We start from the raw sequence: 14,397 nt of genomic DNA on the forward strand, positions 1-14,397 counted from the left end.
TAAGGTATATCTAAATGTAACCAGAGACGAGAAGACGATGAGAGACCACTCACACGATCACCACCATCATCACCACCGCCCGCACTTCGGGGACCACGGCGACGGCCGCGACGGCTTCGAGAAACGCACAGGCCGTGAACGAGGCGGACGCGGGCCGCGGGTGTTCGCCCCGGGCGACCTGAAACTGCTGCTGTTGGCCTTGATCGCCGACCAGTCCTGCCATGGCTATGACCTGATCCGCCAGATCGAAGGCTTGTTCGATGGCGCCTACAGCCCGAGCCCCGGCGTCATCTACCCGACCCTGACCTTTCTCGAAGAAAGCGAGCTGATCGCCGGCGACGCCGAGGGCGGCAAGAAGCGCTACCAGATCACCGCCGCCGGCCAGCAATTTCTGGTGGAACAGGCCGTTGCACTGGATGGCGTGAAGACGCGCATCGATGTCAGCAAGCGCTCGCTGCGCGGCCATGACCGCCCGCCAGAGATCCACGAGGCCGTGCACAACCTGCGTCACGCCCTGCAAATGCACCACGGCCGCTGGACCCCGGAAGAAATCATCCGCGTGCGCGACCTGCTCAACGAAACCGCCAAAGCCGTCGCTGACGGCCCCCAATCCCGTTCGGAGAAGTCGGTATGAATTCACAGCAATCGATCCATCGCGTCAGCCACGAAATCAAGCGTCGCAAACTGCAAGTGCTGCGCGTGACCGACATCACCCCGCGCATGCGTCGCGTCACCCTGCACGGCCCGCAACTCGAAGGCTTCATCAGCCTGGGCACCGACGATCACGTCAAACTGCTGTTCGCCACCACCCCAGAAGAACAGGCCGCGCTGGAGAACTTCATGCCCGGTTCGAGCAACGACGGCCCGCGCCCGGCGATGCGCGACTACACGCCGCGTCGCTACGACGCGCAGTCGGGCGAGCTGGACATCGACTTCGTGCTGCACGGCGACGGCCCTGCCGCGACTTGGGCAGCCCAGGCCGAAGTCGGCCAGTTCCTGTACATCGCCGGGCCCCGCGGTTCGATGATCGTGCCGGACATGTTCGACAGTTACCTGCTGCTCGGCGACGAAACCGCCCTGCCCGCCATTGCCCGTCGCCTGGAGGAACTGCCGGCCAATCGCCGCGCCCTGGTGGTGGTGGAAATCGAAGACGCCGCCGAGCGTCAGACATTCGAGAGCCAGGCGCAGGTCGAGGTGATCTGGGTCTTGCGGGGCAAACAGGATCTGCTGGAAGTGACGCGTCAATTGACCCTGCCCGAAGGCGATCTGTATGCATGGGTGGCGACCGAATCGTCGCTGTCGCGCAAGGTGCGCCGGGTGTTGCTCGACGAGTTCAAGCTGGACGACGCAGCGGTGAAGGCCGCAGGTTACTGGCGCGCGGACGGGTCTGACGAGGAGTAACGCGCCACAGTGTGGGAGCCGGCTTGCTGGCGAATGCATTATGTCATTCACATTTGTGGTGTCTGACGCACCGCATTCGCCAGCAAGCCGGCTCCCACAGTTTCGATCAGGGTGACCTGACGCGATCAATTATCCAGACAATCAATCCTATCCCCACAAACCCCGCCAAAACCCCCAGCGCATTACCCATCGCCGTGGCCAACCCCAACGTGCCAATATCGACAAACGGGTAGACATAATCGCCAATCATGTCGCCACGAAACAGCAAATAGCCGAAATACACAATCGGGTACAGCAGCCAGCCGAGCAGATGTTTCAGGCGCAGCGTGCCCTTCTCCACGAACAGCCACCAATAGCCGAGAAACGCCAGCGGCATGACGTCGTGCAGCAACTCGTCGGCCAGCCATTGCCAACCCTGGGGGCTCCACAGATGGCGCAGCAACAGGCTGTAGGCAATGCCGACGATAAGGATGCTGACGGTGATGCCGCTGCACACGGCGGGCGATCTGAAAAACCGGTGCCCCGCCGAATGGCGATCAGTGATGGCGCAGGTCAGGGCCGTGGCCACCAGGGTGTTGGTGAGTACGGTGAAGTAGCTGAAGAACTTCACCAGCCCGCCAAGCAGGCTGGCCTGATCGGTCCAGCGCCCCCAGAGGATCAGATACAGCTGCACCGCCAGTGCGAACCAGCCGAGCAACAGCGCGATGCTGGCGTAGCTACGCTGCCCATTTTTCAGTTGCAGTGCCTGGCTGTCCATCGCGCGATCTCTGTTCCGGGAACCGGGCTCACCAGCGTTTAGTGCGGGCCAGCTTCACGTACAGGGCCTCGACCTTCTCCCGGGCCCAGGGCGTCTTGCGCAGGAACGTCAGGCTGGACTTGATGCTCGGGTCGCTCTTGAAGCAGCGAATGTCGATGCGCTGGGCAAGCCCGGACCATTCGTAGTGCTCGACCAGTGCATTGAGGATTTGCTCGAGGGTCACGCCGTGCAGCGGATCGTTGTTGGGTGTGGTCATGGCGGGCCTGTTTGCATTCGTGGAATCGCGAGGTGCGCACCTTACTGGAGCGTCAGGGCTGTGTGAATAGATACATACCCTGTGGGAGTGACCGGGGTGGCGCACCACCTTGCTCACGAATGCGGTGGATCAGGCAATACAGCAGCGCCTGACCTGCCCATTCGCGAGCAAGCTCGCTCCCACAATGTAAATCAAGCGTAGTCGCTGGCAACGATTCCAAAATGATTGCATTTTTAACGTTATGTTATAACAATAAAAAGCTAACCACTGAGTCTCACCCCGCCAAGGAACCGCTGCATGTCCCGCCCCTCCAAATCCCGACTCTGGCGCCTGACGCCACTGGCCACTGCCCTGCTGGTCGCCTCTCCCGCCTTCGCCATCGAGCTGGAACAACAGACCATCACCGCCAACCCGCTGGGCAGCGACCAGCTGGCATCGCCCAGCACCGTGCTCACCGGCGATGACCTGACCCTGCAACAGAAAGGCAGCCTGGGCGAAACCCTGAACAAGCAGCCTGGGGTTTCCTCGTCGTATTTCGGCCCGGGGGCGAGCCGCCCGATCATTCGCGGGCAGGACGGTGATCGCATTCGTCTGCTGCGCAATGGCGTGGGCGCGCTGGATGCCTCGTCGCTGTCCTACGACCACGCGGTGCCGCTGGATCCGGTCAACGTCGACCGCATCGAAATCGTTCGTGGCCCGGCCGCCCTGCTCTACGGCGGCAGCGCCATTGGCGGGGTGGTCAACACCTTCGACAACCGCATTCCCACCGAAGCCATCGAAGGCATCCACGGCGCGGGCGAATTGCGCTACGGCGGCGCCGACACCACGCGCAGCAGCGCCGGCAAACTGGAAGCGGGCAACGGCACCTTCGCCCTGCACCTGGACGCCAACGCCCGCGAGTTCAACGACCTGAAGATCCCGGGCTACGCGCGCACCGCCGACGAACGCGCCCGCGACCCGGATGGCGATGACAAGAAACACCGCCTGGGCAACAGCGACGGGCGCCAGGACGGCGGCGCAGTGGGCGGCTCGTACACTTGGGACGACGGCTACGCCGGCCTGTCCTACAGCAACTACGACTCCAACTACGGATCGCCCGCCGAGCAGGACGTGCGCATCCGCATGAAGCAGGACCACTACGCCTTCGCCTCGGAAATCCGCAACCTCGCCGGGCCGTTCAGCTCAGTCAAGGTCGACGCCGGCTACACCGAGTACAAGCACATGGAGATCGAGGACGGCGAGGTCGGCACCACCTTCAAGAACAAGGGTTACGAGGCCCGCGTCGAGGCCCGTCATCAGCCGATCGGCCCTCTGAACGGGGTGATCGGCGCCCAGGTCAGCCGCAGCGAATTCTCGGCCCTGGGTGAAGAAGCCTTCGTGCCGCAGACCGACACCGACGCCGGTGCGCTGTTCATTCTCGAAGAGCTACAAGCCACTGACCGCCTGAAGCTGAGCCTGGGCGGCCGCCTGGAGCACACCACGGTCGACCCTGACAGCAAAGGCAACGAACGCTTCGCCAACGCCGACAGTTCCAGCAGCTTCACCGCGGGCAGCCTGTCGACCGGCGCGGTCTACACCCTGACGCCGGTCTGGTCGCTGGCCGCAACACTGGGCTACACCGAGCGCGCCCCGACCTTCTATGAGCTGTACGCCAACGGCGCTCACGTGGCCACCGGCACCTACGAAGTCGGCAACGCCGATCTGTCCAAGGAAAAAGCCGTCTCCAGCGACCTGGCGCTACGCTTCGACAATGGCACGCACAAAGGCAGCTTCGGCGTGTTCTACAGCCACTTCTCCAATTACATCGGGCTGTTGGGGACAGGTCGTACGCTCAACGACGAAGGTGAAGAAGACGCAGACGGCATTCCCGAATACACCTATTCGGGCGTGAAGGCGCGCTTTGCCGGATTCGAGGCCCAGGACCACTGGAAACTGGGCGAAAGCCGCTACGGAAGTTTCGCGCTGGAACTGTCCGGCGACTACACCCGCGCCACCAACCTGGACACCGGCGAAGCCCTGCCGCGCATCGCTCCGCTGCGGCTGAACAGCGGCCTGCTGTGGGAACTGGACAAGTGGCAGGCGCGCATCGACGTCGAACACACCGCCTCTCAGGGCCGGGTGCCAGACAACGAAAGCGGCACCGACGGCTACACCACCCTGGGCGCCAGCGCCGGTTACAAGTTCAACCTGGGTGGCAGCCAGTGGCTGGCGTTCGTCAACGGCGAGAACCTGACCAACCAGACCGTGCGCTACGCGAGCTCGATCCTGCGTGACATCGCGCCAGCGCAAGGGCGCAGTATCGAAGTCGGGTTGCGTACCACGTTCTAAGACATACGGAAACACCGGCAGGCGGAACAAAATCCTGTGGGAGCCGGCTTGCTGGCGAATGCGGTTTGTCATCCAACCTTGTTGTGTCTGACCTGACGCATTCGCCAGCAAGCCGGCTCCCACAATGGATATATGTACGCACTCTGCAACGGTTCCAGACATTATCTTTCAGTAAACAAATCCCCTATCCCCGACAAACCATAGGGGATAGCGCTACCCCGCCTTTTCACGACCGTTGCAAAATTTGTAACTATAAATGTCGTAATTCAATCTTTTTTAAAATTCGTTAGCCCCCTATCATCGCGCCGCGACTGGAAGCTGAATCGTTTATTCCCCTTTTCAGTGCGCCTTGTGTCATCCCCAGAAAACCTAAAAAAGAAGTCGTTGCCCCATGCCTAACCCATCGAAACGCTGCACGCCTCATCATTTGCTCGGACTCGCCACGCTGACCCTGGCCACCTGCGCCCAGGCCGCGCCGGCGTTCGACAGCGAATCTCCCTGGATGCTGGGCGACTGGGGTGGCAAGCGGACCGAGCTGTCGCAGCAGGGTTATGACTTCAAGCTCGACACGGTCGTGGAAATGGGTTCCAACCTGCACGGCGGCTACAACCACGACAAGGCCACGCGCTACAGCGACCAGTTCGCCCTGGGCGCACACATGGATCTGCAGAAGATCCTCGGCTGGCACGACGCGGAATTCCAGGTCACGCTGACCAACCGCAACGGCGACAACATCAGCAACGACCGCATCGGTGACCCGCGCACCGGCACCATTTCCTCGTCCCAGGAAGTCTGGGGCCGTGGCAACGTTACGCGCCTGACCGACCTGTGGTACCAGCAGAAATTCCTCGACCAGAAGCTGAGCATCAAGGTCGGCCGCTTCAACGAAGGCGAGGACTTCAACACCTTCCCCTGCGACTTCCAGAACCTGTCGTTCTGCGGCTCGCAGGTGGGCAACTGGGGCGGCGGCATCTGGTACAACTGGCCGATCAGCCAGTGGGCGATGCGCGTGAAATACCAGCTCACCCCCGAGCTGTTCGTGCAGGTCGGTGCGTTCGAGCAGAACCCGTCGAACCTGGAAAACGACAACAACTTCAAGCTCAGCGGCAGCGGCACGAAAGGCGCAGTATTGCCGGTCGAGCTGGTCTGGGCACCGAAGGTCAACGGTCTGCCGGGCGAATACCGCCTGGGTTACTACTACAGCACCGCCGACAGCACTGACGTGTACAAGGACAGCAATGGCCGTTACGCCGCGCTGAGCGGCGAAGACTACGCGCCGTCGTCAAGCAAGCACGGCATGTGGCTGACCCTGCGCCAGCAGGTGACCAGCCAGGCGAGCGACAACAGCCGCGGCCTGAGCCTGTTCGCCAACGGCACGCTGCACGACAAGAAAACCAACATGATCGACAACTACGTCGCGCTGGGCGCCACCTACACCGGCCCCTTCGATGCGCGGCCCAAGGACGACATCGGCCTGGCGGTCGGGCGCATCCACGTCAACCCTGCGTATCGCAAGAACATCAACCTGCAGAACCAGGCCAACAACGTCAGCGACTACAACGACCCGGCCTTCCTGCCGGTGCAGGACACTGAGTACAACGCCGAGTTGTACTACGGCGTGCACGTGGCCAACTGGCTGACCTTGCGCCCGAACCTGCAATTCATCCGCCATCCGGGCGGCGTGAACCAGGTCGATGACGCGCTGGTGGCCGGCCTGAAAATCCAGTCCTCGTTCTGATCCACCTTTCTGTATTCCCTTTGAGGAACTAGCGTTGAGGCTATGGCTTCAAAGCCTCAACGCAGCAAAGGGATTAGCGTCAACCACTAAATCGTTACGGAGTACGACACCATGAGCACGAGCGGTGCTTTCAGTAAGGGTCGCCTGTTACCGAGCTTGCTCGGGCTGGTGATTCTGGTCATGGGCCTGGCCTTGCTGGCCGGGGGAATCAAACTGCTGACGCTGGGCGGGTCGCTGTATTACCTGCTGGCCGGTATCGGCTTCATCGTCACCGGCGCTTTGCTGATCAAGGGCAGCCGCGCGGCGTTGGGCGTTTTTGCCGTGGTGCTGTTTCTCAGCACGGTCTGGGCGCTGTGGGAAGTGGGCCTGGACTGGTGGCAACTGGTGCCGCGCCTGTCGCTGTGGTTCGTGCTCGGCATCGTCATGCTGCTGCCATGGTTCCGCCGCCCACTGCTGCGTGGCCAGCCGGGTGGCATGCCGAGTACCGCGCTGAGCATCGCCGTGGTGCTGGCCGGTCTGACCGCCATTGCCAGCCAGTTCACCAGCCCCGGTGAAGTCAAGGGCACGCTGGACCGTGACGACGCAGGCGTTGCCTATGATCCGCAGCCAATGCCTGACGGCGATTGGCAGGCCTATGGCCGCTCCGAGCACGGCAACCGCTACTCGCCGCTCAAGCAGATCACCCCGCAGAACGTCGGCAAGCTGCAGGAAGCCTGGCGCATCCGCACTGGCGACCTGCCATCGGCCCAGGACCCGGTCGAGCTGACCAACGAAAACACCCCGCTCAAGGTCAACGGCATGGTCTATGCCTGCACACCGCACAGCAAGGTGCTGGCGCTGGACCCTGACACCGGCAAGACCATCTGGACCTACGACCCGCAGATCTCCCGCGAAGGCGCGAAAGACTTCACCGGCTGGGCGCACATGACCTGCCGTGGCGTGTCGTACTACGACGAAGACGCCTACGCCAAGACCGACGTCGGCGCACCTGCTGCCGAGCTGTCGGACGCCGGCAAGGCCGTGGCCACTGCGTGCCCGCGCCGTCTGTACCTGCCGACCGCCGACGCACGCCTGATCGCGCTGAACGCCGACACCGGCAAGGTCTGCGAAGACTTCGCCAACAAAGGTGCGGTCGACCTGCGCGCCAACATCGGCCCGTTCACGGCGGGTGGCTACTACTCCACCTCGCCTGCCGCGATCACCCGCAATCTGGTGATCATCGGCGGCCACGTCACCGACAACGAGTCGACCAACGAGCCTTCCGGCGTGATCCGCGCCTACGACGTACACGACGGCAAACTGGTGTGGAACTGGGACCCGAACAACCCGGACGCCACCGCGCCGATCGCGGCTGACCAGTTCTACTCGCGCAACGCACCGAACATGTGGTCGCTGGCCAGCGTCGACGAGAAGCTGGGCCTGGTCTACCTGCCCCTGGGCAACCAGATGCCTGACCAGTACGGCGGCGACCGCACCCCTGGCGCCGAGAAATTCAGCGCCGGCCTGGTCGCACTGGACGTGAACACCGGCAAGGTGCGCTGGAACTACCAGTTCACTCACCACGACCTGTGGGACATGGACGTACCGAGCCAGCCAACGCTGATCAACCTGAAAACCAAGGACGGCGTGAAGCCGGCCGTGATTCAGCCGACCAAGCAAGGCAGCCTGTACGTGCTGGACCGTCGCGACGGTACGCCGATCGTGCCGATCGACGAAGTCCCGGCGCCGACCGGTGCCGCCCAGGGCGACCACACCTCGCCAACCCAGGCGCGTTCGCAACTGAACATGCTGCCGCCTGAGCTGACCGAAAAAGCCATGTGGGGCGCTACCGCGTTCGACCAGATGCTGTGCCGCATCCAGTTCAAGGAACTGCGTTACGAAGGCCAGTACACCCCGCCGTCGGAACAGGGCAGCATCATCTATCCGGGCAACGTCGGTGTGTTCAACTGGGGCGCAGTGTCGGTCGACCCGGTGCGTCAGCTGATGTTCACCAGCCCGAACTACATGGCCTTCGTCTCCAAGCTGGTGCCACGCGCCAAAGTGGAAGCGGGCAGCAAGCGTGAAAGCGAGACCAGCGGCGTGCAGCCGAACACCGGCGCGCCTTACGCGGTGATCATGCACCCTCTGATGTCGCAGTTCGGCATGCCGTGCCAGGCGCCATCGTGGGGTAACGTGGCCGCTGTGGACCTGACCACCAATCAGGTGGTGTGGAAACACAAGAACGGCACCAGCCGCGACAACACGCCCGTGCCGATCGGCCTGCCTGTGGGCGTACCGAGCATGGGTGGTTCGATGGTGACCGCAGGTGGCGTTGGCTTCCTGGCCGGTACCCTGGACCAGTACCTGCGTGCGTATGACGTGAAAACCGGTAAAGAGCTGTTCGCCGGGCGTCTGCCAGCAGGTGGTCAGGCGACGCCGATGACTTACACCGGCAAGGACGGCAAGCAGTATGTGCTGATCGTTGCGGGTGGTCATGGGTCGCTGGGGACCCGGATGGGGGATTACATCATTGCCTATAAGCTGCCGGATTGATTTTGGTAGCTCGGTAATGCGCAAGGCGGTCATCTTTGGGTGACCGCCTTTTTGTTTTTAGCGGCGCGGGTTTTGGGGGTACATCTGGTATTGGCGGTGGCGCTGATAGGTTCTGGCTAACGCCAGACCTGTTTCGACTTCGTCGAGTTACTTGGAAAAGTCGGAATGCCGCACCACCCCCAAGTAACCAAGGGGTCTTGCTCCTGGTTTGGGTCCTCCTTCATTCCGGTCCCGCTCCGTGGGCCCGGCGTGAAAGGGCCATCCATGGCCCACACGCCTCTCGCCGCATCCATTCGGCTCGACCCACTCCGCGAGACCTCCATTCAGCCTGCACCCAAGTCGCGTTTTGTGGTGTCTGGGCTATCGCGCATGAAGATCAAAAGCCACATCAAGAGCAAATCAAAAGCGCGAAGGCGACGCCTCCCCCGTAGCAGCACGGCTTGCCGGCGGGGCGATCTTGAGGGCCACCCGCGAGCAAGCTCGGCTGCTACGGGGACGGCGATAGCCGGTCGGTTTTTTTGGCTTTTGATCTTCGTGCGCGAAACGCACAGACGACACAAAGCGCGACTTGGGTGCAGGCCGAACGGAGGCGATGTGGAGTGGGTCAAGCGGCAGGATGCCGCGCGAGGCGCGGGGCCATGGATGGCCCATTCGCGCCGGGCCCACGGAACATCGCCGGAGTGAGGGTACCCTGACGAAGTCAGGGCCAAACCAGGAGCAGGACCCCTTGGTTACTTGGGGGTCTTTTCCAAGTAACTCGACGAAGTCGAAACAGATCTGACGTTAGGAAGAGCGCTCTCGATCTTGATCTTGATCTTGATCTTGATCTTCACAATCAGCCCAACCCGATTATTTCTCGATCACCTCCCCCCGCATCGGCGCCAGCCGCGCAAGCAACCGATTCTGTGTGGAAACAGCAATACCGAGCTCATCCATCGCATCGATCAAATCCTCCACCAGCGCATTGAAATCGCTGCGCGTCAGGTGCTGGCCCTTGTGCGATTCGGCCATGCTGTCGCCGGTGTAACGGCACGGGCCGCCCGCCTCGACGCAGAACTGCTCCACCAGCTTGTCGCGCAGGCGCACGATGTCGATCTTGCGAAAATGCTCGACGATGCGATCGTCCCGGGCAATGCGCAACAGCATCCCCTCGACGATCTTCTGAATCCCGGCCCTCTGGCCCAATGCTTGATAAAGACTGTCATCCTTGGGCGGCTGCTGCGCGCAGCCCACCAAAAACGCCAACACCAACAGGCTCACCCACTGCATGGGACGCATCATCAGAAGCTCCCCTGAATCGACAGATAGGTGCCGTTCTGGTTATCCAGCGTGGCGATTTCGCCGAGCCGGGCGTAGGCCAGAACCACTGAAATGTGTTTATTGGGGAACCAGCCGACGAACATATCGGCCCAGTCGCTTTCCCCGGCGAACGACAGGTTGTCCGGCTTCTCGCGATATTCCACACCCACCGCCCACCGCGGGTTGAACAGCACCGCCACCGAGCCTTCCTTCAGCACGCTGCGCGTGTCGCGCCGGTCACCGCCGAAGCCCAGCAGGCCGGTTTCGTTGGCGCGGCTGTAACGCACGCCGCCGTTGACCACCAGGTTGTAACCAAACGCCGCGCCCATGAACAAGCGGCTGGCGGTGAGATACCCCTCGACATCGGAATCGCGTTTGGCCCCCACCAGGCTCGGAATCAGAAAGTCGTTCTGATGCTTGTACTGCACACCCAGCGACACCTGCGGCAACTGGTCGTAGATCAGGTCGCCGAACAGGCGCACTTTGACGCCGAAGACATCCTGGGTGAGGTTGTCTTCCGGCAGGCTGAATTTATGGACCAGCGAGCCCAGGTCGAAGCGCTGATGGGCGTAGGACAGTTCCACGCGGTTGCCGTAGGACACCGCCATCCCGACCACATCGAGCCGGTAGTCCGGCAGGTTGACGTCGGTGGCGAACGCATTCGCGCCCCACTCGCCCTGCTCGTCGTAATTGGCGATCACCGCCCACGGGATGATCCCGCCACCGGCCGCGCCCTCGATACTGCTGGCGCCACCGGTCGCGATCAAGCGCCCCTGATCGGCCGCGAAAACAGGCGCTGTCATGCAACCGCCCACCAGACTTGCCAACACCACAGGGCTGAAAACAGCCGAGAGACTACGTGTCATAACCATGAACCAATCAGTGGACCATCATGCTCGCAGAAGGGTGAGACTTGGCGATCCATGCTTCAAAGGCGACCGCGCTGAGCGGCCGGCTGATGAGATAACCCTGCGCGGTATCGCAGTGCCATCGCTCCAACAAACGCAGGCTGTGTTCGTACTCGACGCCCTCGGCGACCACCTTCAGGCCCAGGTTGTGGCTCATCTCGATAGTGGAGCGCACGATCACCGCGTCTTCGCTGGTTTCGTCCAGATTGCGCACGAACGACTGGTCGATCTTCAATTCCTGCACCGGCAGGCGCTTGAGGTGCGCCAGTGAAGAGTAGCCCGTTCCGAAATCATCCACCGACAAACTGATGCCGCATTCGCGCAGGCCGTTGAGCACCTTCAGCGCGTGCTCGGGCTCGCGCATGACCGCGCTTTCAGTGATCTCGAAAATCAGTTGCTCGGCCGGCACGCGATACAGCTTGAGCAGGTCCGACACCCGCTGGGCCAGGTCGCCATTGAGCAGGTCGTCCGCCGAGATGTTCACCGACAGTTGCACGTGCAGGCCGCGACGGCCCCATTCGGCCAGCTGCCGCATCGCTTCTTCGATGACCCAGCCAGTCAGCAGGCCGATACTGCCGGTGCGCTCGGCCAGCACGATGAACTCGGCCGGCGACACACTGCCGAACTGCGGATGCTGCCAGCGCAGCAAGGCCTCGGCCTGCCGCACGCGGCCGTTGCGGATATCCAGTTTCGGCTGGTAGTGCAGCAACAGCTCGCCATTGCGCGCGGCGTGGCGCAGGTCGCGAATCAGGCTGATCTGCCGCTGGTGCGCCAGGTCCCGGCCGTCTTCATAGACCTGCAGACGCCCCGGCATCTGTGTTGCGTCCTGATGGGCAATGGCGGCTCGACGAACCAGTTCGGACGGCGAATCGCCATTGGCCGGGTACACCGCGATGCCCACGCAGGCGTCCAACGAAATATCGTGGTCGGCAATGCGCTGGGGCTTGAGCAACAGGCGCTGCAAGCGGTCCGCCACGGCCACGGCGGAATCGGTTTCGGCGTTGTGCACCAGCAGCAGGAATTCGTGGCCGGACAACCGCGCCACCGTGTCGCCGGGGCGCAACGGCAATTGCAGTTGCTCGCCGATGATCTGCAACAGATGTTCGACGCCTTCAGGCCCGATGCTTTCGTTGATCGCACGGAAGTTTTCGATGCCCAGATACAGCAGCGCCACCGGGCGTTCAGCGGCAATCGCGCTGCCCAGACGCTCCATGACCAGCGCCCGGTTGGGCAGCCCGGTCAGGCCATCGTGCAGCGCGTTGTGGGCCAGTTGCTGTTCGCGCTCGGCAATGCCCGCCTGCATGGAGTTGATCGCCCCGGCCAGAAGGCCCAATTCGTCACTGCGGGCCAGCGTTACCGGCGTCTCGTAGTCGCCGTCTTCGATGCGTTTGGCGGCCAGTGCCAGCGCCCGCACCGGCAGCGAGACACTGCGCGCCAACAGCAGCGTGCCCACCAGTGAAGCGGCCAGCGCCACCAGGGTGATCCAGTAGAGTGTTTCGTCCAGCGGCGCGAAGGCCTTCATGGCCGCATCCAGCGGGCTTTGCAGCAGCGCGACGACTTCGCCGTCGGTATCGCTGATGCTGCCCAGGTGCAGGGTCTTGCTCAGAAAACTCTGGCTTTCATGGGTGGTCATCTGCATACGGTCGCTGGCCGGGCTCAGCATCAGGCCTTGCAGGCTGCTGTACAGCGCCTGGGGCTGGGTGCTGATCATCTGCCCCGGTGCCTGATGCTCGATGGACAGGAACGACACCTGCAAACCGCTGAGCGAGCGCAGCTCCCGGGCAAGGTCGTCGTCCATGCCGAAGCCCATGACCACCCGGGCAATGGGCAACGGCGCCAGCACGGTGCTGTCGACCAGCAAGTGCGGCTTGCCTTGCAGGGGCACGATCAGCATCGACTGGTTCTTGCTCTTGAGGTCCCGCAGCGCCTGAATGTAAGGGAACGGCGAGCCTTCGGGGATCTGCGCCACGGTGCTGGCCAGCACCTTGCCATCCATGCTCAAGAGGAACATGTCCGAGGCGTCGATGCGCGCGCCGTGGTTGAGCAGCACCGAGCGGATGGTCGCCGAGTCGGCCGAGGCCACGGCATCGCGAAAACCGAAATCGCTGGACAACAACTGCACCGCATCGCGCAGGCGCCGGCCGCGGATCTCCAGCAAGCCTTCGAACACCCGCGTACCTATTTCAAGCTGGGCCTGGGCCTGTTTGCGCACAGCATCGCCGGTCGCCGCCTTGACCGCCACGAACACGGCGACGACCACGATCAGCAGCAGCATGATCAACACGCTGGCGATACGGGCCTGAAAGCCGATACGCAGTTTCATTCGTGGGCAGCTTTGTGGAAGGCATCGCCAAACGCGCTGGGCGGTGGCGCGGCGGGTATGTCATCGGCTTTAGGCTGCACGGCCAGCTTGAACTGGTGGTGCAGGCCGGCGGCAGGAATGTCGATCTCACCTCCCGGCACAGGCTGCATGTCCGCCGCCTGGGGATGCCAGAGCGTCGCCACATAGTGGCCCGGCGGCATCTGATCGAGGGTCAGGGTGCCTTTGTCGTTGCTTACGCCAAACCAGGGATCATCGGTCACGTAGACATAACCCAGCATCCAGTCGTGGATATTGCAGCCGAGCACGACGACGCCGGGCTTGTCGAACAGCACCGGATCCGAGGGCGTACCGCCATACAGGCGCAATTCGAAACGTTTTGCCGCAGAAAAGGAGTACACCTGATGGCGGATGTTATCGCTGTTGGGGAATTTGATCTGGGTGCCCGTGCGCACGGCCAGCACGTGGGGGGCGAAACGCTGGTCGCGCTGGTCCATGTCGGCCTTCGGCGCCGGATCCGGCTTGCCCGGCGGGCCTTGCAGGGTCAGCACGACATCGTTGAGCGGCTTGCCCTGGGCGTCAACGAAGTCCGCCACAAGCCCTGCGGCGTGGCTTGCGCACGAGCCCATCAGGGCCGCTGCCAGCACAAACGTAGAAACAACCTGATTCATACGAATGATCCAAAACGGCGTGGTCGGTAAACAGAATAGCGCCGGCCTTGGCATTGTGTAGCAGCGTTGCGTGCAGATTAACCGCGCGGCGCAGGAAGATCACGCACTAAAAGCCATCATAGCGCCATCACTGAGTTAACACCGACGAATGGCACAAGCCACCTATATTTCTCTATCAGCGCGCGCA

11 protein-coding genes are annotated in these 14,397 nt (G+C 62.6%); 5 read left to right on the top strand and 6 right to left on the bottom strand.

Features of this window, described 5'->3' with window-relative positions; genetic code table 11:
- Positions 1-37: 37 nt before the first annotated feature.
- Together AC1MEK_RS04120 and AC1MEK_RS04125 are read left to right on the top strand one after the other, a co-directional pair.
- Entirely contained in the window at positions 38-634 is a 597-nt protein-coding gene (locus tag AC1MEK_RS04120; RefSeq protein ID WP_480394991.1) for a PadR family transcriptional regulator, read from the top strand.
- Entirely contained in the window at positions 631-1,401 is a 771-nt protein-coding gene (locus tag AC1MEK_RS04125) for a siderophore-interacting protein (RefSeq protein ID WP_480394992.1), read from the top strand. Before AC1MEK_RS04120 ends, AC1MEK_RS04125 begins: the two co-directional genes overlap by 4 nt.
- Positions 1,402-1,507: 106 nt before the next feature.
- Here the strand turns inward: AC1MEK_RS04125 and AC1MEK_RS04130 are convergent, their stop codons facing one another.
- Both AC1MEK_RS04130 and AC1MEK_RS04135 read right to left on the bottom strand, forming a co-directional pair.
- Entirely contained in the window at positions 1,508-2,158 is a 651-nt protein-coding gene (locus tag AC1MEK_RS04130) for a Pr6Pr family membrane protein (protein WP_480394993.1), read from the bottom strand.
- Between the two features lie 28 nt (positions 2,159-2,186).
- Positions 2,187-2,414 (bottom strand): VF530 family protein, encoded by a 228-nt coding sequence (locus AC1MEK_RS04135; protein ID WP_480394994.1) that lies wholly within the window; start codon positions 2,412-2,414, stop codon positions 2,187-2,189.
- 297 nt (positions 2,415-2,711) lie between these two features.
- Here AC1MEK_RS04135 and AC1MEK_RS04140 point away from each other — a divergent pair, with 297 nt between their 5' ends.
- The 3 genes from AC1MEK_RS04140 to AC1MEK_RS04150 all read left to right on the top strand — a co-directional run bounded on the left by AC1MEK_RS04140 (position 2,712) and on the right by AC1MEK_RS04150 (position 9,012).
- Positions 2,712-4,742, top strand: a complete 2,031-nt coding sequence (locus AC1MEK_RS04140) for a TonB-dependent receptor (protein ID WP_480394995.1) — start codon at positions 2,712-2,714, stop codon at positions 4,740-4,742.
- 391 nt (positions 4,743-5,133) lie between these two features.
- Positions 5,134-6,480: a carbohydrate porin gene (locus tag AC1MEK_RS04145; RefSeq protein ID WP_480394996.1), complete on the top strand. Its 1,347-nt coding sequence runs from the start codon at positions 5,134-5,136 to the stop codon at positions 6,478-6,480.
- A 111-nt stretch (positions 6,481-6,591) separates the two neighbouring features.
- Entirely contained in the window at positions 6,592-9,012 is a 2,421-nt protein-coding gene (locus tag AC1MEK_RS04150; protein ID WP_480394997.1) for a glucose/quinate/shikimate family membrane-bound PQQ-dependent dehydrogenase, read from the top strand.
- Positions 9,013-9,861: 849 nt separating this feature from the next.
- Here AC1MEK_RS04150 and AC1MEK_RS04155 read toward each other — a convergent pair.
- The 4 genes from AC1MEK_RS04155 to AC1MEK_RS04170 all read right to left on the bottom strand — a co-directional run bounded on the left by AC1MEK_RS04155 (position 9,862) and on the right by AC1MEK_RS04170 (position 14,168).
- Entirely contained in the window at positions 9,862-10,281 is a 420-nt protein-coding gene (locus AC1MEK_RS04155) for a group I truncated hemoglobin (RefSeq protein WP_480395266.1), read from the bottom strand.
- A gap of 11 nt (positions 10,282-10,292) precedes the next feature.
- Positions 10,293-11,114, bottom strand: coding sequence for a DUF3034 family protein (locus tag AC1MEK_RS04160; protein WP_480394998.1), 822 nt, complete (start codon positions 11,112-11,114; stop codon positions 10,293-10,295).
- A gap of 76 nt (positions 11,115-11,190) precedes the next feature.
- On the bottom strand, positions 11,191-13,542 hold the full coding sequence (locus AC1MEK_RS04165) for a bifunctional diguanylate cyclase/phosphodiesterase (RefSeq protein ID WP_480394999.1): 2,352 nt from the start codon (positions 13,540-13,542) through the stop codon (positions 11,191-11,193).
- Entirely contained in the window at positions 13,539-14,168 is a 630-nt protein-coding gene (locus AC1MEK_RS04170; RefSeq protein ID WP_480395267.1) for a methylamine utilization protein, read from the bottom strand. Before AC1MEK_RS04170 ends, AC1MEK_RS04165 begins: the two co-directional genes overlap by 4 nt.
- Positions 14,169-14,397 lie beyond the last annotated feature (229 nt).

It is taken from the genome of Pseudomonas sp. 2 (assembly GCF_056627435.1).